The sequence below is a fragment of the Ignavibacteria bacterium genome, assembly GCA_036262055.1.
Lineage (GTDB): Bacteria > Bacteroidota > Ignavibacteria > Tepidaquicellales > Tepidaquicellaceae > DATAJP01.
This window is the reverse complement of record DATAJP010000003.1, coordinates 982,296-1,003,430: the sequence shown is the minus strand read 5'-3', so window position 1 is coordinate 1,003,430 and position 21,135 is coordinate 982,296. Positions and strand designations below refer to the sequence as shown.

General features: G+C 36.6%; 17 protein-coding genes. 8 read left to right on the top strand and 9 right to left on the bottom strand.

Translation table 11 applies throughout. The features are described from left to right. Positions 1-4 precede the first annotated feature (4 nt). From VHP32_11475 to VHP32_11455, 5 genes are all read right to left on the bottom strand, one after another. On the bottom strand, positions 5-1,018 hold the full coding sequence (locus VHP32_11475; protein HEX2788508.1) for an oligopeptide/dipeptide ABC transporter ATP-binding protein: 1,014 nt from the start codon (positions 1,016-1,018) through the stop codon (positions 5-7). Positions 1,019-1,035: 17 nt separating this feature from the next. Further along, a complete protein-coding gene (locus VHP32_11470) occupies positions 1,036-2,085 on the bottom strand; it encodes an ABC transporter ATP-binding protein (protein HEX2788507.1) in 1,050 nt (349 codons plus the stop codon). Between the two features lie 9 nt (positions 2,086-2,094). Continuing rightward, a complete protein-coding gene (locus VHP32_11465; protein HEX2788506.1) occupies positions 2,095-3,189 on the bottom strand; it encodes an ABC transporter permease subunit in 1,095 nt (364 codons plus the stop codon). 16 nt (positions 3,190-3,205) lie between these two features. Beyond that, positions 3,206-4,159: an ABC transporter permease subunit gene (locus VHP32_11460; GenBank protein HEX2788505.1), complete on the bottom strand. Its 954-nt coding sequence runs from the start codon at positions 4,157-4,159 to the stop codon at positions 3,206-3,208. 75 nt (positions 4,160-4,234) lie between these two features. Continuing rightward, entirely contained in the window at positions 4,235-6,208 is a 1,974-nt protein-coding gene (locus VHP32_11455) for an extracellular solute-binding protein (protein HEX2788504.1), read from the bottom strand. A 222-nt stretch (positions 6,209-6,430) separates the two neighbouring features. Here VHP32_11455 and VHP32_11450 point away from each other — a divergent pair, with 222 nt between their 5' ends. Then, a complete protein-coding gene (locus VHP32_11450; GenBank protein ID HEX2788503.1) occupies positions 6,431-7,882 on the top strand; it encodes a PQQ-dependent sugar dehydrogenase in 1,452 nt (483 codons plus the stop codon). Between the two features lie 83 nt (positions 7,883-7,965). On the opposite strand, the gene VHP32_11445 is transcribed toward VHP32_11450, so the two are convergent. Continuing rightward, positions 7,966-8,511, bottom strand: coding sequence for a putative metal-dependent hydrolase (locus VHP32_11445; protein ID HEX2788502.1), 546 nt, complete (start codon positions 8,509-8,511; stop codon positions 7,966-7,968). 108 nt (positions 8,512-8,619) lie between these two features. Here VHP32_11445 and VHP32_11440 point away from each other — a divergent pair, with 108 nt between their 5' ends. From VHP32_11440 to VHP32_11430, 3 genes are all read left to right on the top strand, one after another. Further along, the gene (locus tag VHP32_11440) at positions 8,620-9,351 is read left to right on the top strand and encodes an alpha/beta hydrolase-fold protein (protein HEX2788501.1); all 732 of its coding nucleotides are present in this window, start codon (positions 8,620-8,622) and stop codon (positions 9,349-9,351) included. 105 nt (positions 9,352-9,456) lie between these two features. Continuing rightward, a complete protein-coding gene (gene glgA, locus VHP32_11435) occupies positions 9,457-10,905 on the top strand; it encodes a glycogen synthase GlgA (GenBank protein HEX2788500.1) in 1,449 nt (482 codons plus the stop codon). A 47-nt stretch (positions 10,906-10,952) separates the two neighbouring features. Next, positions 10,953-11,768 (top strand): alpha/beta fold hydrolase, encoded by an 816-nt coding sequence (locus tag VHP32_11430; protein HEX2788499.1) that lies wholly within the window; start codon positions 10,953-10,955, stop codon positions 11,766-11,768. Here the strand turns inward: VHP32_11430 and VHP32_11425 are convergent. From VHP32_11425 to VHP32_11415, 3 genes are read right to left on the bottom strand one after another with little or no spacing between them, the layout of a single operon-like run. After that, a complete protein-coding gene (locus tag VHP32_11425) occupies positions 11,755-12,279 on the bottom strand; it encodes a DinB family protein (GenBank protein HEX2788498.1) in 525 nt (174 codons plus the stop codon). The genes VHP32_11430 and VHP32_11425 overlap by 14 nt on opposite strands. A gap of 6 nt (positions 12,280-12,285) precedes the next feature. Next, positions 12,286-12,906 carry a DNA-3-methyladenine glycosylase gene (locus VHP32_11420; protein ID HEX2788497.1) on the bottom strand — a complete coding sequence of 207 codons (621 nt, stop codon included), beginning with the start codon at positions 12,904-12,906 and terminating at the stop codon, positions 12,286-12,288. A 26-nt stretch (positions 12,907-12,932) separates the two neighbouring features. Then, positions 12,933-15,299, bottom strand: coding sequence for a tetratricopeptide repeat protein (locus tag VHP32_11415; GenBank protein HEX2788496.1), 2,367 nt, complete (start codon positions 15,297-15,299; stop codon positions 12,933-12,935). Positions 15,300-15,479: 180 nt separating this feature from the next. On the opposite strand from VHP32_11415, the gene lon reads away from it, so the two are divergent. The 4 genes from lon to dnaX all read left to right on the top strand — a co-directional run bounded on the left by lon (position 15,480) and on the right by dnaX (position 21,135). Further along, positions 15,480-17,906 carry an endopeptidase La gene (gene lon / locus VHP32_11410; GenBank protein HEX2788495.1) on the top strand — a complete coding sequence of 809 codons (2,427 nt, stop codon included), beginning with the start codon at positions 15,480-15,482 and terminating at the stop codon, positions 17,904-17,906. Between the two features lie 38 nt (positions 17,907-17,944). Continuing rightward, a complete protein-coding gene (locus VHP32_11405) occupies positions 17,945-18,415 on the top strand; it encodes a transposase (protein ID HEX2788494.1) in 471 nt (156 codons plus the stop codon). Next, a complete protein-coding gene (locus VHP32_11400) occupies positions 18,390-19,688 on the top strand; it encodes a sialidase family protein (GenBank protein HEX2788493.1) in 1,299 nt (432 codons plus the stop codon). The genes VHP32_11405 and VHP32_11400 overlap by 26 nt, the downstream gene beginning before the upstream one ends. A 112-nt stretch (positions 19,689-19,800) precedes the next feature. After that, positions 19,801-21,135 (top strand): DNA polymerase III subunit gamma/tau, encoded by a 1,335-nt coding sequence (gene dnaX, locus VHP32_11395; protein ID HEX2788492.1) that lies wholly within the window; start codon positions 19,801-19,803, stop codon positions 21,133-21,135.

Genomic DNA, 21,135 nt, shown 5'->3' with positions numbered 1-21,135 from the left:
ATTATTAGTCATTAATAGTAACATAAGGACACGCTGCATAGTGCCCGTCTGCTTTCAATTCCAATGGGGGAATATCAATTGCGCAATCAGCCCTTGCAATCGGACATCTTGTCCTGAAACCGCAGCCGCTAGGCTTGTTTAAGGGTGTGGGGACATCTCCTTTAAGGATAACTCTTTCCTTGCCTCTATTATGCGGGTCAGGAAGAGGAACGGCGGATAATAATGCCCTTGTGTAAGGATGAACAGGTTTGTGATAAACATCAGCACTATCGCCAAGTTCGGCAATATTGCCAAGATACATAACCGCGATTTTAGAGCTAATGTATTCTACTACAGATAAATCGTGAGCGACAAATAGAATACTTAGGTCAAATTCTTTTTGTAATTCCTGCAAAAGATTAATTACCTGTGCTTGAATGGAAACGTCAAGAGCAGAGACCGGCTCGTCTGCAATTACAACTTTAGGGTTTGTTGCAAGAGCGCGTGCAATTCCGATTCTCTGACGCTGACCCCCTGAAAACTCGTGAGGAAATCTTTTTATCTGGTCGGGATTCAATCCAACTTTTTCAAGAAGCCAAGAAACTTTTTCGAGACGTTCTTTTTTATTCATGTTGGTATGATAAAGCATCGGCTCTTCAATAATTTGTCCGACGGAAAGTCTGGCATTCAAAGATGAATAAGGATCCTGAAAAATCATCTGTATATACCCGCGATATTGACGCATTTCATTTGTCGAAAGTTTCAACAAGTCAACGATTCCATTATCGGTTCTTAATAAAACTTCGCCTTCTGTGATGACTTCCGGAGAATTAAATTTTAAAATGTTAATTACAGCTTTTCCAACGGTGGATTTTCCGCAGCCGGACTCACCGACAAGTCCCAGAGTTTCACCTTGTTTTAAATTCAGGGTAACGCCGTCAACAGCTTTGACCTCACCGACTTTTTTCAACAGAATACCACCATGGATGGGGAAGCGGACTTTTAAATTTTTTATTTCTAAAATATTTTCCGGATGCATCTTAAAATTTTAATATATTAATATAAGTGACAACGGACGCTGTGTCCCGGTGCAACTTCTTTCAGTGGAGGTTCATTGTTCCAGCAGATATCCATAACGAACTTACATCTTGTGCAAAACTTACAGCCAATAGGAAGCTCAAGAATATTGGGGACATTTCCCGGAATTGCCTGAAGCTCATCTTTTCTCTCTGCATATGGGTCCGGCAGAGATTCAAGCAAACCTTTTGTATAAGGATGTTTGGGGTCATCGAAAATCGAAAATACATCTCCGAATTCCTGAATTTTTCCACCATACATTACAATGACACGGTCGCAAACTTCTGCTACAACGCCAAGATTATGGGTTATTAATAAAATTGCTGCTTCCTTTCTTGCTTCTTTTAATCGAATCATAAGTTCAAGTATCTGTGCCTGAATTGTTACGTCAAGTGCAGTTGTCGGCTCGTCAGCAATCAATAATGAGGGGTTGCAGGCAAGTGCCATTGCAATCATAACTCTTTGACGCATACCGCCGCTGAATTGATGCGGGTAATCTTCCATTCTTTTACGAGCATCAGGAATACCTACGGCTTCAAGCATCGCAACACCTTTATCGAATGCCTGTTCTTTTGTAACTTTTTCGTGATTTAAGATTACTTCACCAATCTGGTCTTTGATTTTCATTACGGGATTAAGCGATGTCATCGGCTCCTGAAATATCATGGATATTTCCTTGCCACGGTATTGGCGCATCTCATCAAAGGAAATTTTTAAAAGGTCGGTCCCTTTAAAAATTATTTCACCTCCGACAATTTTACCCGGAGGGTCGGGTATTAAGCGAGTGATTGAATATGCAGTTACGGACTTTCCTGAACCTGACTCTCCGACGATTCCCAGAACTTCACCTTCCATAATATCAAACGAAACATCATCAACTGCCTTTGCGGCAACTTTGCCTTTTAAATATTTATCAGTAAAACCAAAATGATTCAGATTTTGAGTTTTATCGTCTATTTGCTTGTCGGTTGCTTCGACAAAAAAATACGTTTTGAGATTTTTTACTTCTACAAGTTTTTTCTTATCCATGCTCATCCTTTATCTTAGTCTTGAATATACTTTCGGGTCGAATGCCTCACGGATTGCTTCGCCGATAAATGTTATCATTAAAAGTGTACAGAACATTGCAATAATTGGGGTTAAAATAAGCCACCAATGTTCAATATTACTTAATCCCTGCTGAAGTAACTGTCCCCAGCTCGATGTAGGAGGAGGAAGACCAAATCCAAGGTAATCTAACGAAACCAGAGCAAATATATTTGCAACAATTGCAAATGGCGCGTATGAGATAACCGGAGTTAAAGAATTCGGAAGAATATGCTTAAAAATTATCGTGCGGTTTTTGGCGCCCATCGAAACAGCAGCAGCAACATAATCGCGTGCTTTCTCACGGTAAAACTCACCGCGCATATAATATGTAATGCCAATCCATCCGAAAAGCATCAGAATTCCGACAAGAATAATAAAATTTGGCTGCAAGATTGAGCTTATAATAATAACAACATAAAGGAATGGCAGTGTGCTCCATATCTCAATCAATCTTAATCCGAACATATCTACTTTACCGCTGTAAAATCCTAAAACAGCTCCAACAATTATTCCGATAAAATATGCCAGCGCAGTTACAAGAAGTGAAAATGACAATCCTATGTTAAATCCATAAAGCAGCCGCGCAAATACATCGCGCCCCCGGTCGTCTGTTCCAGCCCAGTGCTGCCAGGAAGGAGAATGAGGAGGATTTCCTTGTAATTCACTTAAAAGATTTTCATCAGGTCCATATGGATAAGGCGGCAATAAAACCCAGTTGCCCTGGTCTGCTTCTTTATATTCTCTATTTAGTATACGGTAGTTTGCTTCACCGTATGCATCGGTTTTTTGACCGAGCTGCTGCGCTGAATAGAATTTAAAAATAGGGAAGTAGTATTCGCCTTCATATTTAACTAATAACGCATTTCTGCCGACAAATAAAGGTAATATAAATGAAACTGCATAGGCAATGGTAATTATTAAAAAAGAATAATATCCTCGTTTAATAGTTTTAAATTTTCTCCAGCGTTTCCTAAATATGGAAATCGAGACTTGTTTTTTATTATTAGTATCTTCCTGTGTTTCTTTATTTTCAGTATTTTCCATTTATAAAATCTAAGTTTTATTTGAATCTTATTCGAGGGTCAACAATGGCATATAAAATGTCTGAAATAATATTTCCAATTAAAAGCAAAAGAGTGGAAATTACAAGTATGCCCATAACAACAGGATAGTCTCTCTCAACTATTGAGGTAAATCCCAGCAGTCCCATTCCATCTATGTTAAATACTCTTTCGATTAAGATACTGCCGGCAAGAACCAGGCTTAATGCATGTCCGAGTCCGGTACTGATTGGAATTAAAGAATTTCTTAATGCATGTCCGAAGATAACTCGCTTTTCAGTCAGACCTTTTGAGTAAGCTGTTCTTATATAGTCCTGACTTAAGTTTTCAATTACGGAGTTTTTTGTGAGAATTGTCAACGTTGCAAAGCTTCCAATCATATAACATATAACGGGCAGAATAGTGTGGTGAATCTGGTCGAGAATTTTTCCCATTGTTGAAAGACTTTCCCAATCATCGGAACGGAATCCGCCGAGAGGAAATACATCCCAGAAGCTTCCGCCGCCGAAAAGCACAAGCATCATACCACCGAATGCAAAACCGGGAATTGAATACCCAATGAAGACCAATACCGAGGAAAGCATATCAAACGTAGAGCCGTTCTTGACGGCCTTATATACCCCCAAAGGAATGCAGACAATATAAGTTAGAATAAAACCAATTAATCCGAAATAAATTGAGACAGGAAAACGTTCGGTTATAACGTCAATTACAGGTTCGTTATATTTATAAGATTTTCCTAAATCGAATTTAGCTAGGTTGCCAATCCATATAAGGTATCTTTCATAAACAGGTTTATCGAAACCGTAATATTTTTTTAATTCTTCTATGGCTTCCTGCGGAATGTTTTGGGTCGTTCCTGAGCTTCCTGTTTCACCGCTTTGCTGTCCGCCCTGCCGCATCTGCATAATCGCCATCTCAAGCGGACCGCCGGGCACGAATTGTAAAATCAAAAAAGTAATTAACGTAATTCCGATGAAGGTTGGAATAATAAGTAAAACCCTTCTTATGAAATATGACGTCATATTTTATTTATTCGGAATTTTTATTATTTCGCCTTTATTCTCTCTGGCAGCAACATCGAGCCAGAATGTGTTATCGACTGTTTTATCGACTTCAATAGTTCCGCCCTTGAGCGCTTCATTATATGCTGCAAGCTTTTCAGGGTCAACCCACCACATCTGGAATATATTTGGTTCGGTGCCGCTGTAATAATCATCAAAACGTGCAACGATGTATGGAGGATAACCAAATTTATTCAACCATTCAAGACGTGTATAATCTGCATACCATCCATAAACATAAGGACGGATTGCATAAATAAGCGAATCAATCTGACGTGTAATTTTAACTCTTTCTTCTTTTGATTCTTCTACGTTATATCTTGCAACAAGGTCATCAACTTCCTTAATCTTAATTCCCGGCCAGTTGGTACTATTTGTGTCATCAGCCATTTTGGAAGTAAGATTAAATTCATGGCTCGGAGGAGTTTGACCTGCCCATGCAACTAAAATTATTTCAAAATTTCTCTGATTACCGATTTTAAATTGAGTAGTCGGGTCAACTTGTTTTAAGTTTAATTTTACACCCGCTTTTTTTAGGTCTTCCTGGTAAATAGTTAAATATCTTTCTTGACTTGGTTGAGTAAAAGATAAATCTACCGAAAATACTTTACCATCTTTTACTCTGTAACCTTCACTGTTTTTTTGTGACCACCCTGCTTCATCAAGTAAAAGAATTGCGCTGTCAAGATTATAATTTATTCTCGGGTTATTTGGGTTTTCATAAACTGTTGCAGAGAATTGTGATTTAGACGGCTTATAAGCATTATAGAAAAGTTTTTCATTAAATTTATCTACATCATAAAGCATCTGGAATGCAGCTCTTACTTTAATATCATCAAACGGTGGTTTTCTCATATTGAATGCAATACCCTGAAGTCCTGCAGGATTCTGGTTGAAAATTCTTTTCTTCATAACTAATCCGCGCTTCACTTCATCAAAATCGGAATTTTCTGCCCACCATTGAGCTCTGTTAAACTGATAAATATCTGTTTCACCTTTTTTGAATTTCTCAAGACGTAAAGTTTCATCAGCAATTACATCTGTTTTGAAAATATCGAAGTTATTCATTCCGATATTCCATCTTTCGTTTTCTGCCCAATAGTCGCTTCTTCTTCTTACAGTTATTGAACGGCCTTTTTCAACATCCTCTTTTTTGACATAATAAGGACCGCTTCCGGGAACTACTTCATAATTATATTTTTCGAGATATTCTTTAGCAGTAATATTTGATATATAATGAGCGGGGAGAATTCTAATTCCGGCTGCAATCGAGAATGGAAGCCATCCTTCTTTTTTGGATTTGAAGCGGACAATGTATTTGCTTTCTGCAACAGGTGCTTCAAGAAATTCCTGATAAACATCACCTGTTCCTGAAAGTAAACCCGGGTCAATTGCGAGTTTCCACGTTGCAACAACGTCTTCGGATGTAACAGGTTTTCCGTCAGCCCATCTTGCATTAGGATTTATTCTGAATCTATATACTGTATTGTTTTCCGACTTCTGCCAATGTGTGGCAAGCTGGGGTATTTCATTTTCATTTACAGGGTCAGTATCAAGTAAGCTTTCATAAACCATCATTTGCATCAACCTTGTATAATAAGAATTTTCATCTTTTCCGTATAACCTCAAAGAAGCAGGAAATGCTTCAATTGCCCAACTGATAGAACCGCCTTTAACTGCATTTGCATCCCCGAGATAGTTATAATCTGTGTTTGTTGTCCAGCCCTCGCCTGTAAATCCGTTTCCGCCCTGTTCGGCAGAAACACTCGGGTCGGCACCCGGAGGAGTATCAAACTGTTTTATTGAAATCGGTTGAGTATCTAATTTTGCAGTAGGTTTTTCTTTTTTACCGCATCCTTGCATTAAAAAAACCGATAAAAAGGAAATTGCAATTACTGATAAAATTGAGGAAAAAATGATTTTTTTGGATTTCTTCATTATACTTAAAATTATGATTTAGTGTTGGTTAAAATCGTAATAAATATACTGAATGATTATTAAAATTAATAGTTTTTTTGTATGACCTTGAATTTAGGGGAAGTATGATAACAAACTTTATACGGATGCCCGGTGTTTTGGTTATATTATGTTACAAATAATTAAATTTATATTTACACAAATTTATATTAAAATACAGGTCTTTTAAAACAGATACATAAAATGAAAATTAAATTATTAATACTGCTTGCAATAATCTTCATATCAAACGGGCGCGCTAATGCCCAATATGGATTGCAGGATGCTTTCCCCAGCATGCCGACATTTGCTTTGCCAATTGACATAACTACAGCCGGTGACGGCACAAACAGACTTTTCATTGCCCAGCAAAGAGGCATTATATATGTTTTTGAAAATACGCCTACCGTTTCTACAAGAAAAGTTTTCCTTGATATATCAGATAGAGTTTCTCCTTCGGGTAGTGAAACGGGATTGTTAGGATTAACTTTCCATCCTAACTATGAAACTAACGGATATTTTTATGTTGATTACACAACACCGGGTACTTTGACGACAAGAATTGCACGTTATCAGGTTAGCTCAAATCCTGATTCGGCAATTAAGAACTCGGAATTAATTTTATTAACAATTAGCCAGCCGTTTTCAAATCACAATGGCGGATGCATTAAGTTCGGTATGGACGGATATTTGTATATAGCAATGGGTGATGGCGGTTCAGGTGGCGACCCGCAGGGTAACGGACAAAATACATCCGTACTTTTAGGAAAAATTTTAAGAATAGATGTTAACTCAACAAGCGGCGGAAATAATTATGCAATTCCGCCTTCAAATTATTTTGCTGACAGCACAGGTTCTCAGAGAAAAGAAATTTTTGCATGGGGCATGAGAAATCCATGGAGATTTTCTTTTGATTCGGTAACAAGCAGATTATGGTGCGGTGATGTAGGTCAGAACACAAGGGAAGAGGTCGATATAATAGAAAACGGAAAGAATTACGGATGGAATAAAATGGAAGGATTTTTGTGTTATCCATCTCCTTCATCATGCGATACAGCAGGAAGAAAGCTTGTTCTTCCGATAGTTGATTATCCAAGAAGTGACGGTATTTCAATAACGGGGGGATATGTTTACAGACAAACCGAGATTCCTTTGTTGACGGGAAAATATATTTACGCAGATTACGGTTCAGGAAGAATATGGTCATTACAATACAATGGTCCGGGCAACGTAGTAAATACTTTATTATATGATTCTCCTTATGCAATTTCTTCATTCGGAATTGACAATAATAATGTAATGTATTGTCTTTCATACGGTTCGTCAGGTCGTGTGTATAAACTTACAGGTCCTCCAACAACGGTCACACCGATTAATAATGAAATTCCGAATGCATTTGACTTAATGCAAAATTATCCTAATCCGTTCAATCCGACAACAAAAATAAATTTTGCAATTCCTTCAGCATCTAACGTGAGCTTGCAGGTTTTTGATATGAGCGGAAGAGTCGTTGCAGAGTTAATGAACAATGAATTTATCCAGCCGGGAAATTATTCAAGAGAGTTTGATGCAACGGGATTGGCAAGCGGAATTTATATTTATAAATTAAGCGCAGGAAATTTTGTGTCATCCAAAAGAATGGCGCTTGTGAAATAAAGATTTTAACATACATGTTTGACAATAAAAAACCCGCTTCACGCGGGTTTTTTGTTTATATAGAATTACTATGGTATTATTTTTCACGTCCATTCCATTTTCTTCTTCAGATTAGTTATATGCGTCATATGATGTTTGCAGTGCCAGCCGTAACTGCATGTTGATTGCTTTAATGAAATGCTTATTCCATGTTCAGGATGAAAATATTCTTTTTCAAAATCTTCCGGTTTTAATGTTCTCAAAAAAGTTACCCATCTTTTGTGAAGTCCTTCGAGAATTTTTAATGACTCATTAATGTCTGACAGCTCGACTTCTTCAAGTTCAGACCATCTATCCTGGTCATATGGTTTTATGGTAGGAGTATCTTCCGTAACTACAAGCTTTGCACGTATGTAGCCGTTCAGATGACTGTCAACCAGATGATGAACGACCTGTTTGACTGTCCATCCGCCATCGCGGTAAGGAGTATTTAGCTGTTCCTCATCGAGGCTTGAAACTTCTCTTTTCAGGATTTGGGAAAGATTTTCAATGTCGGTTATGGACTCATTCAATTCTCCATCAGAATAATTCTTTGAATAGCTAAATTCCCCAATAGGGAAGCGCAATTTGTCAATTTCTTGGTCTGCCATAAATTTTATTTGCGTATAATTTATAAAAAATAAATCGTATTTTTAATATTCATTTACTTCCATCAAATTCTAAATAATAAAATTCAATAATATAATAATACAATCATAATGAGAAGAGAAATTTCAAAATGGTATAGTCCTAATTTAAATAAGGAAATGGAAATAGTTGCTTATGGTGATTACGGATTTGCCCTGTTAATGTTTCCAACTGCTGCAGCCGATTATCTTGAATATGAACGTTTCCAATTAATTGATGCAATAAAACCATATATCGAAGCCGGGAAATGTAAAGTTTATTCAATCAACAGCATAAACAGTGAAAGCTGGCTAAATGATGAGATGGATCCGCGTGATAAAGGAATCAGGCAGCAGCAATTTAACAATTATATAATAGATGAAGTTGTTCCGTTTATTTATGAAGACTGTAATGGTAAAGTCCCGATTATAACGACAGGCGCATCGCTCGGAGCGTTTCATGCAGTTAATGCGTTCTTAAGAAGACCCGATATTTTTGACGGAACTATCGGAATGAGCGGTTCTTATGATTTAACAGATTACGCAAAAGATTATTTTGATGATAATATGTATTTCAATTCACCGGCTCATTATATGCCGAATGTTGAAGACAACGATATTCTTGAAACAATGAGAAACGGAAAGAAAATTTTTCTTGTCAGCGGGCAGGGTAATTATGAAAACCCTCAGGCATCAAAAAACCTCAGCGCAATTCTCGACGCAAAGAGCATTCCGCATGAGGTTGATTTGTGGGGATATGACGTTCCTCATGATTGGCCGACTTGGAGGAAGATGCTGCCTTATTATTTAGAAGCAAAGTTTTAAAAAATTTTTGAGTAAGGCAGACATTTGTCCGCCTTAATTATTATTTCAATAAAATTTTTTGTTTGGATTCCCGCCTGCGCGGGAATGACAATGGCGGGTTATTAAATGAAAGTTTGTTTTGCTTGCAGTGAATGTTATCCTTACGTTAAAACAGGGGGGCTCGGTGATGTGTGCGGCTCTTTGCCTAAATCATTGGCGGAGCTCGGATGCGAATCGAAAGTCTTCCTTCCGCTATATGGAGGTATAAAAACTCTCACCTATGGTTTAAATCAGATTGACCATTTACAAAATATTTCCGTTAAAATTGGAGAGAACGAACATACATTTAATGTATGGCTTGGCACTCTTCCCGATTCCAAAGTTGAAGTTTATTTCATAGACTGTCCTTATTACTTTCACCGTGAGCTTCCATATACAAGCGATCGTGACGAAGATGAAAGATTCATTTTATTCCAGCAGGCAATCTTGATGACGCTTCAAAGACTGGAGTGGTCTCCCGATATAATTCACTGCAATGACTGGCAGACGGGATTGATACCTGTTTATCTCAAAACAACTTTTGCATGGGATAAGCTTTTTGAAGATACAAAAACAATTTTGTCGATACATAACATCGGTTATCAGGGGAGGTTCTCGAAGGAATCGATTACAGCGGCGGGTTTATCGATGGAGCAGTTTTATCCGATGGGACCATTTGAGATTGACGGCGGATTTAGTTTTTTAAAAGCTGGGATTGTTTATTGCGATTTAATTACAACCGTGAGCCCAACTTATGCAAAGGAAATTCAGACGGAAGAATATGGCGCAGGGCTTGAAGGGGTTTTGCAGATTCGCTCACAGTCATTGGTCGGTATATTAAATGGTATTGATACCGATATATGGAATCCGATGAAGGATAAATATATTAAAGCGCATTATTCTGTTGATGACATTGAGGAGAAAGAGCTTAACAAAAAAAATCTTATTGACCGCATTGAGTTCAAGTATAAAAAAGACAGACCTGTAATCGGGTTAATTTCTCGACTGACTTCACAGAAAGGTTTTGATTTGATGAAACCGTTTTTATACAGCTTGCTTGGAAGCAACGATTTACAGCTTGTTGTGCTTGGAAGCGGTGAAAAACAATATGAAGAACTATTCAGAACGGCATCTTACAGCTTTCCCGGAAAATTATTTTTCTGGAGCGGATATAATACTGAGCTTTCGCATCTGATTACTGCGGGAGCGGATATGTTTTTAATGCCATCGAAATACGAGCCGTGCGGATTGAACCAGATGTACAGCTTAGCTTATGGCACTGTTCCGATTGTTCGCAAGGTCGGGGGACTTGCCGACACTGTGAAAGATTATCATGAGTTCGATGAAAAAGGCAACGGATTTTCGTTTGAAGATTATAAAGCCGATGCTCTGGAGAAAACAATTTACCGTGCCTTGCGTATATACGAAGACAAAGATACCTGGAAAGCCATTATGGAACGCGGAATGAACGAAGATTTTTCATGGGAGCATTCTGCGAAAGAGTATTTGAATTTGTATGAAAAATTAGTCTCCTGAAGAAAAAGAAAAAAATAATATTATTTTCCATTCCGCTGTTGTTTTTGATGTATTTAGGAATTTCCTATGCTGCTGCACTTGTTTTTACCTCCCCGACAAATTTTATAAGTATTAATAAACCTGAAAATGTTCAGTTTGAAGAAGTTTCATTTGAGACTTCAGATTCTGTAACAATTCGAGGATGGTATTTCGCGAAAGAAAATTTCAACAAGTGCATAATCTTGCTTCACGGTTTCAAAGCAAACAAAATGGAGCCATTGCCGAGAGTTCAGATGTTTCTCGAAAATGGATTTAATGTTTTGATTTATGATGCAAGAGGACATGGAGAATCCGAAGCAGCATTGAACTCAATAGGATTTTATGAACAAGAAGATTTAACAGCCGCAGTTAATTTTATAAATGATAAAAACATAAATAATATTTACTGCGATGGTATTTCGCAGGGTGGTGCAACGATTGTTTATGCTTTAGCAAATGGAAAGTTAAAAAATGTTAAAGCGGTAATTCTTGAAAGCGTTTATGATGATTTACATAAAGCAATAGATAACCGATTTAAAAAATATACACTGCTTCCAGCAGATGTTGCAGGATATTTTATGGTAAAATTTGCTGAAGACAGATTGGATATTTCAGTGAGCCAGATGAAACCTTACGAAAGCATAAAGAAAATAAATATTCCTGTTTTAATCATAAGCGGAACTGATGATTCAAATACAAAGGTTGAAGATACTGACCATTTATTTGAAAATGCCAATTCCCCAAAAGAATTGGTAATGTTTGAAGGAGCAGGTCACGAGGATTTATATAAGTTCAATCAGGAATTATATAAAAAATCTTTAATAAGCTTTCTTAATAATTACTAATATAGGACTTCTCTCCTTTCAATCCTTTTCTAATCAATAAAAACATTTGTCCGCGTGTGTGAGCTTCATGCTCGATGAGGTGATAGATTATCCATTCTTTTGTGCGGGTTATGTCTTTCCCGTTGCGTTTCCACGTAACTTTTGTGTCAAGATCTTCATCGGTGGTGTTATCAAGGTAATCGATTAAATATTTTCTGACATCTGCAATTGCGCTTAAATATTCTTCAACAGGGATAACTGAGACAGGAGGATTATAATCTTTTTTTGGGACATCATACCAGTTGCCGTAATAAATTTTTTTCTTTAAGTCATCGGGCAGAGGAGTGCCTGTCATTGTATGATACCAGCCGGCTTCGGCTTCTGCAAGATGCATAAGATATGCGCCGACAGGGAACTCACCATCCATCGGCTGCTGAAATAACTGCTCGGCAGTTAAATCTTTTATGCCGTCAAGTGTAACTCTTCTTATGTCTTCAAGCATGAATTTTAAAAGCTGTGCTTTCTTTTGCATTCGGTTTTATAATAGTTTAACTTTGTTGAATTTATGTTTGGATATAAACTTATTTCCTTTGACAAAAAAGCGGTAGTCAAATTCCATTCCGACTTTCAAGCCGATTCTTTTCGAAATGCTGATTTCGCTGTCATTGAACTTTTTGTAATCGCAGATTATGAGCGGAGAGTTTTTGTTGAATAACTCAACTCCATAAAATTTTCTGTTTATGTCTAATGCCTGGCAAAGCTTTCCCGGACCGTTTGTGAGGTTGACTGATTCTTCCATGTCCCGGTTCTTCATCATTTGTTCAATGCCTTCAATGGGCTCAATAGCTCTTAACAGCACACCGTTGCCTTCACCTTTTCTGCCTGCGACTGCGTTGACGCAAAAACTGCTTCCGTAAATAAAATATACATAAGCGTGTCCTCCTTCTTCGTACATGATTTGATTGCGCGGGGTTATCCGCTGATAAGAATGAGATGCAGGGTCATGAGCGCCAATGTATGCCTCGACTTCGACAATCATTCCCGATAAGATTTTATTTTTTGTTTTGCGGACTAAGAGCTTGCCAAGCAATTCTTTGGCAACTATCAGAGTATCTCTTTGAAAAAATTTTTGCGGCAGGGGAGTATGATCAATTTTCACATTATTCTCAATTATCCAATATTAAATCACTGGTTTCCGTCTTCACCGGGATTTTTATCCGGAACTATCTGATCTTCCTGCTTCAAAAGCTGTTCAATCTCTTCAGGAGTTAATTTTGGTTCATCACCTGGCTTATCACTTCCGTCAGGTAATTTAGTATTAATCACATTTGTAGAATCGAAAGTTGTTTTTATTGAATCAACCGGAATTCTCGATGTATCTATCAAAGTGTTGTCTTTTCCGAATGAATTATAATAATCAACTCGTGGTTTTATGTCCTTTGCAAAATCGGAGTTTGCGTAATCTTTTATTATTCGGTTGTAATAAAGCATAGTGCTGTCTTTGTTGGAATATACATTTTCATATATCCATCCGAGAGAGTAAAGCGTATTATCCACATACCCGCTGTTCGGGTATTTTGCCAGGACATCCTGAAACTTTGCGACCGCGTCAAAATAATTCCTGTCATTAAAGCTTTTTGCGGCAAGATTATAAGATTCTTCCGCAGCATCTTTTTCGATTTCCACTTCTTTTATTCCGAGAATTTTTCTTGATTCATTTGCAAAGACAGAATTCGGATATTCGGAAATCAAACCGTTCAGTAAATCATTTCCTTCAGCATCCCTGCCAGCATTTTTATATACCGTTGCAAGAGTATAAATTGCTTTTGGTTTTAATGGTGAATCGCTGAAATCTTTTATCAAGATATTCAGATAATATGCTGCAGAGTCATTGTTCTGAATATCAAATATAAAAATTTCCGCAAGCTCATAATAAGCATTAAACTTTTTTGTTCTCTCATCCATAACGTTGCTGACGGTTGAATCGAGAGGATTATTGGTTTCAGGAATTTTTAAAGTGTCATTAATTTGTTCATTAACTTGTTCGGGATTTTGTTCCGGCATATAACCATCGTCGCCTTGCTGACCTCTTCTTCTGTTATCGTTTGAATCAAGATTAATTGAATTTAACCCTCCGCCTTTAGGTCCCGGACCTTCCTCATCAACAGGAGGATTGTTAGGATTATTCGGATCGGTATTTCGTTTATCATCACGAATAACACCGCGGTCTTCATCAAAAATTTTTCTAAAATATTCAAGCTGGCTGTTATATGCCGGTATCTGAATTTTATTAGTTCCGTTTGCTTCTGCCTGTAAAGTGAAATACCTGTCAAGAACATCTGCTCGCTTCTGGCTTATAGTTGCATAATCGCCGCCTGAGTTTTCTTCTGCGGCTTTTCTATAATTTACGAGAGCATTCAGGTAATCATTTTTCACATCTTCATAAAACCGTGCAAGGTGGTAATATGCATCAGATGATGCTTTTGTGTTCGGATATTTAATTATTACTTCATAATATTTATCCAGTCCTTTGTTATAGTCTTTTTCAGCATACAAATTATTTGCCAGCTCAAGCTCCGCTAACTGTTTATATTCAGGATAGTCTCTGTAATCACTATTTAGGTCTTCAAGAATTTCTTCAGCCTTATCATACTGCTTATTGTAAATCAAAGATTTTCCGTAATTAAGCTTTGCAAAAAATGACAAGTCGAAGTCTGAGGTCATATTAACTACTCTTTCATATACATTTGCGGACTTTTGAGGTTCAAAAAGGTTATAAATTTTTGCGAGGATGTATTCCTTTTCGGATTTGCGTTCGGAATCTTTGGTGTTGTTAATCGAATTCTGAAAATATTTTATTGCTTCGGAAAAATTTCTTTTTGCAAGCTCATTCAGCGCGAGTTCCTGATATGCCTCGGAAATTACTTCTGTGTTTTTTGATTCCTTAAGTAATTTTTGTAAAATTCTTTCAGCTTCCGATATTTGTCCCAGCTTCATTTTTGTTCTGCCTAAAAACAAAACTGCTTCATCGCTTAAGGGACTTGCAGAAAGCTTGGAAAGGAATTCGCTGAATTTTCTTTCAGCTTGAAGATAATCCGTAAGATAATAATAAGATTTTCCGATAAGCAGAACGGCATCATCAAGAAATTTTGAATTTTTATGAAACTGTATAACTTTGGAACATCGCTCAATTGTTTTATTAAGCTTTTCTTTAACATTTTGTGAAACGGGAAGAACTATATTTAAGGAATCAAGCCGTCTGTTATATTCCGATATTGTGGATGTTCTGATTTCTTCAAGAGCTACATTATAATCATCGGTAGCTGTATAAAAGACATTAAAATAAGTGGAGAAATTTTCCATACGATTGCCCATAAAAATATAATTCGTGAAATTCTGATAATCGGGATTCAATGAAACTTCATAATTCGGCTCGGGGTCAAGCGTATCGGCACTGCCGCTTTTGGAAATTGTTCTGTTTGTTATATAATTGCACGATTGCAAAGAATAAAATGCACAAAATAATACAGATAAAAGAATGATTTTTTTCAATTTTGAAGTAAAATATTAATATTTAAAATTATCAAAACAAGCAAAAGTAAAAAGGCAAAAGTGAAGAATTTCGTCTTAATCCTAATGCTTTTTGATTTATCCGATTTTATTTTTGATTAAAAACTTCACTGAACTTTGTTTTTACTATCCATATATTGAAACATAAAATAACGAATATAAATGCAATCAAACGATAAATTTAACGATTTTCCTGAAACTGAGATAATATCCTCCGAAAAAAACATTTCCGACAATAATAATATTCCGAACGACCTACCTGTTTTACCTCTGAAAGACATAGTTGTGTTCCCTTATATGATTTATCCGATTCTGGCAGGCCGTGAGTCAACCATAAAAGCAATAAATAAATCGCTTGATAAGGATAAATATATATTGCTTGTGACACAACTTGATGAAAAAATCGAAGACCCGACTTATGAAAATCTTTATAAAACGGGTGTAGTTGCAAAGATTTTGCAGGTTTTGAAGCTTCCAAACGGGTTAATTAAGGTATTAGTTGACGGAATTGTCCCTGCAAAGGTAGAACACTTCCATACCGGTGAATATATTTCTGCTTCAATCATTATAAAGTATCAGGTATATGATGTTGATACGGAGCTTATGGCGCTTGAAAGACGAACAACGAAACTTTTTACTGATTACATACAGTCGAATAAATCAATTCCGCAGGAATCTATTGTTGCTTATAATAATATAAATGAATACGACAGAAAGCTTTATTATGTAATTTCAACGTTGAACATTGATGTTCATAAAAAGCAGAGAATTCTTGAAATAGAGGATTTAAAAACTCAGTTTTATGAGGTGCTTGTAATTCTTGGTTCCGAGCTTGAAATACTTAACGTAGAAAAAGACATCGAGAACAAGATTTATAACTCGATGCAAAAAAATCAAAGAAAGTTTATTGTTCAGGAGCAGATTAGAATTTTGCAGGATGAGCTTGGTGAAGATACTGAAACTGACCCGGAGCTTATAAAAATCCGCGAGCAGATTGAAAAGGCGGGAATGCCTAACCATGTGAAAGAAAAAGCGATGGATGAGTTTAATAAGCTGAAAAAAACTCCGCAGATGTCACCGGATTTTTCCGTGATAAGGAATTACCTCGACTGGATGGTGTCAGTGCCGTGGAGCGCATATACGGAAGATAATTTTGATTTAGTTAATGCAAGAAAAATTCTTGATGAAGACCATTATGATTTAGAAAAACCGAAAGACAGAATCATAGAGCTTCTTGCAGTATTAAAATTATTGAGGGATAAAAATATTAAGAAGCCTCCGAAAGGACAGATATTGTGTTTTGTTGGTCCTCCGGGAGTCGGTAAAACTTCGCTTGGTAAATCCATTGCCCGCGCGCTTAACAGAAAATTCACAAGAATTTCTGTTGGCGGTGTTCGGGATGAAGCTGAGATACGCGGTCATAGAAGAACATATATCGGTTCGATGCCGGGAAAAATAATTCAGGCAATGAAAAAAGCAGGAACGGTAAATCCTGTTTTGCTTATCGATGAGATTGATAAAATGAGCAGTGATTTTCGAGGTGACCCGTCGAGCGCAATGCTTGAGGTTCTTGACCCTGAGCAAAACGATACTTTCAATGACCATTACCTCGACGTTGATTATGATTTATCAAACGTGTTGTTCATTACCACTTCTAATGTTCAGTATAACATACCTTTGCCTTTGCAGGACAGAATGGAAATCATCGAGATGCGAAGCTATCTCGATTTTGAAAAAGTTCAAATTGCAAAGCGGCATATAATTCCGAAAGAAATAAAAGAACACGGACTTGATGAAAACGAAGTAAAATTTTCTGATGATATTTTATTGCAGATAATCAGAGAATACACGCGCGAAGCCGGAGTAAGGAGTTTAGAAAGAGAAATTTCTTCCATCATCAGAAAAGTTGCAAAAGACGTTGTGATGAAAGAAGCAAAAGGAATAAAGCTTCCGATTGAAATTACTTCGGAACTTGTGAATAAATATCTCGGTGTTCCGAAATATACTCAGAAAAAAGCAAACAGGGCTAACAAATCAGAAGTAGGGACAGTCAACGGGCTTGCATGGACTTCCGCAGGCGGTGAAATTCTGTATGTAGATGTAAATATTATGAAAGGTTCGGGAAAGCTTTCGCTTACAGGAAAGCTTGGAGATATAATGAAAGAATCTGCAATGGCAGGACTATCTTACATAAAAGCTCACGCCGGGAGATTTGGAATCCAGACTTCTTTTTTTAAAACTAATGACATTCATATCCATTTGCCTGAAGGAGCAATTCCGAAGGACGGTCCGTCTGCAGGTATTACAATGATTATGGCAATGCTTTCGGCAATGACAAAAATTCCTGCTAAGACAGACGTTGCGATGACCGGTGAAATTACATTACGCGGAAAAGTTTTGCCAATCGGCGGATTGAATGAAAAGCTTCTTGCAGCAATGAGAGGAGGAATAACAACCGTTTTAATTCCTGAAGAAAATAATAAGGACTTAAAAGAAATTTCAAAAGAAATTACAGATAATCTCAAAATCATTCCTGTAAGTAATGTGGAGGAAGCATTGGCGTATGTATTCGGGAAAAATAAAATCTGAGATTAATTGTAATCGAACCCTTTAGGGTTCGTCTAAGCATGATCATAGCAAAGAAACATAGATTAGAAAATGATTTATATATGGGAGAAAAAATCATTTCATTTACAATACTTGTGAAATCCGAAAGTTTGTTAAATTCAAATTATTACTTCTCGAAGTTAAAAAATCTTATCATAGAGTCTTCAAAGAAAGAAAATTGTAATATCTTAATTTTTCTTTGTATGCCTGATCATATTCATTTAATTCTTCAAGGAAATAATAAAAATTCTAATTTATTATCGGTAATTAAATCATTTAAACAGTTTTCAGGTTTTTATTTGAAAAAACTAAACTCTAATTTTAAATGGCACACTAGTTTTTATGATCACATAGTTAGAGCAAATGAAGATTTAAAAAATCAAATCTATTATATTTTGTATAATCCAATTAGAAAAGAAATTTGTGATGATTGGAAAGATTATAAATTTAAATATTCTGATATTTATGAGTTTGATAAATGGGATTTATAAACAGCGAAAGCTGAAGCTTTCGGTTACACTTTTTTTCTTTTTTTGTTTTCTTGCAAGCAATGCATTTTCCCAATATAAAAATATTACTGTTAATAAATCGCGAACGATTTTTGAACCCGAAGAGCCGGCAATTACCATAAATCCCACTAATCCTTTGAACATTCTTGCAGCAGCAAACATTGATTTTTATTATTATACATTTGACGGTGGTGCAACGTGGACGGAAGGCAAACTTCCGGGACCAATTGTATATGGCGACCCTGTTGTTTATTTTGATGCAATGGGTAATGCTTACTATACACATTTGGGTCCGTTTAATAAAACAGGAATTTACTGGGCAAAATCAACCGACGGCGGAGTAACATGGTCGGACAGTCATAAAATTTACGGTGAAGGTAACGAACCGTTTCAGGATAAAGAATGGATAACTTCGGATGTTACAAATTCTCCGTTTAAAAATAATTTATATGTAAGCTGGACGCAGTTTGATAAATATGAAAGCAAAAATCCAAAAGACAGCAGTATAATTTTATTTTCACGTTCGACAAATTTAGGAACGTCATTTACATATCCGATAAGGATTTCTGATTTAGGTGGTGATTCTAAGGATGGTGACTCGACGGTTGAAGGCGCAGTATCTTGTGTCGGACCCGAAGGTCAAGTTTATGTGGCGTGGGCTGGACCGAGAGGAATAGAATTTGATAAATCACTTGACGGAGGAATGACTTTTAATAAAGATGTTTGGGTTTGCAATCAGGTAGGCGGATGGGCATATGATATTCCGGGATTATACAGATGCAATGGCTTGCCGTTTACTGCGTGTGATATTTCAAACAGCAAATATAATGGAACAATATATATTAATTTTTCTGATGAAAGAAACGGAGACCATGATGTTTTTATTGTAAAATCAACTGATGAGGGAGCAACATGGGGAGAACCGGTTCGAGTGAACAATGATGAACTTGGTAACGGCAAAGAACAGTTTATGAGTAATTTTTCAGTTGACCCTGCAACAGGATATATTTATGTTTTGTTTTATGACAGAAGAAGGTATGATGATAACCAGACGGATGTTGTGCTTGCAGTTAGCAAAGATGGCGGGGAGACTTTTGAAAATATGATGATTAGCGATTCGCCATTTATTCCTGTTAAAAGAATTTTCTTTGGTGATTATATTGATATAGATGTGTTGAATGGTCTGGTTGCCTGCGTATGGACACGGATGGATAATGAAAAGTTGTCGATAATTTTCTGGAAAGAACAATTTTGAAAATAATATGTCACCCTGAACTTGATTCAGGGTCAACGTTCTGAATTTTTAGAATCATTTTTGTTTGGATTCCCGCCTTCGCGGGAATGACACTTGGAAAATAATTATATAATTGAGTAACGAGTTTAAAGTAAGTGCGAGAGAGTTCAGGCCACAGAAGTTTTCGGATGTAATTTCACAAAAATTCACGACCGATACTTTAAAGAATGCAATCAAAAGCGGAAAAATTGCACATGCATATTTATTCTGCGGTCCTCGCGGAACGGGGAAAACTACTCTTGCGAGAATTTTTGCAAAGGCATTGAACTGCCTTAACCGTAAGCCGAATGAATTTGAGCCGTGCAATAAATGCGAAAGCTGTATTGAGATAACTGCGGGAGTTCATCCCGACATATTCGAGCTTGACGCTGCGTCGAACCGCGGCATAGATGACGTTCGCGCTATTCAGGATGCTGCAAAGTTTTATCCATTAAAAGGAAAATATAAATTCTTCATTGTCGATGAAGTTCATATGTTAACGATTCAGGCATTCAATGCGCTTTTGAAAATTCTCGAAGAACCGCCGGCATATTTAATTTTTATTCTTGCAACGACAAATCCTGAAAAAATTCCTCAAACCATAACAAGCAGATGCCAGAGATTTATCTTAAGCAGGTTTAAAATTGATGAGATAATTCAGTCTCTTAAGCACGTTGCAAAGGAAAGAAAAGTTAAGATTGATGATGAGTCGTTATTTAATATTGCGAGATTAGGCGATGGCGCATTGCGTGATGCACTGGGTGTGTTCGATATGGCAATTTCTTTCTGCGGTGATAACATAAAATATTCAGAACTTAAAGAGTTTTTAAATCTTCCTGATAAAAACGTTTACTTTAAATTATCAGATTACATTGTTCAGGCAGATTCAAAAAACTTAATAGATTATTTTAATGAATTGGTCAACAAGGGTTTTGACATGCAAAGCTTTTATACAGGATTGACAGAGCATTTCAGAAATATTTTGATTTTAAAATCAGCCGGTAATGCAGATTTGCTTGATGAAACTGATTTAGTAAAGAAAAACTATCAGGAGCATTCTGAAAAATTTTCGGCAGAGCAGGTTCTGAGACTACTTAAGATTTTATTTGAGTCTGAACAAAGATTTAAGTTTTCGTATAACCAGAAAATATTTTTGGAAGCATTATTAATTGAACTTTGCCGGGTTAATCAGGAAGTAGTTGACGTAAATAAGCTTATTGAAGGACTCGATGAGATTAAAAAAAAAACTTTGAAGACGGGTAATTCAGGGAATGTGATGAAGTTTTCAGAGAACTCACGACCAAAAGAACAAGTTCAACACACGAATCAACCGCAAATACAAAACGAACCACCAAAGGAAGAGGTTTTACTTAAAAAATTAAAAGACCTTTTTGACGTGGTTGAATATAATAGCAATACGGGGCATTAA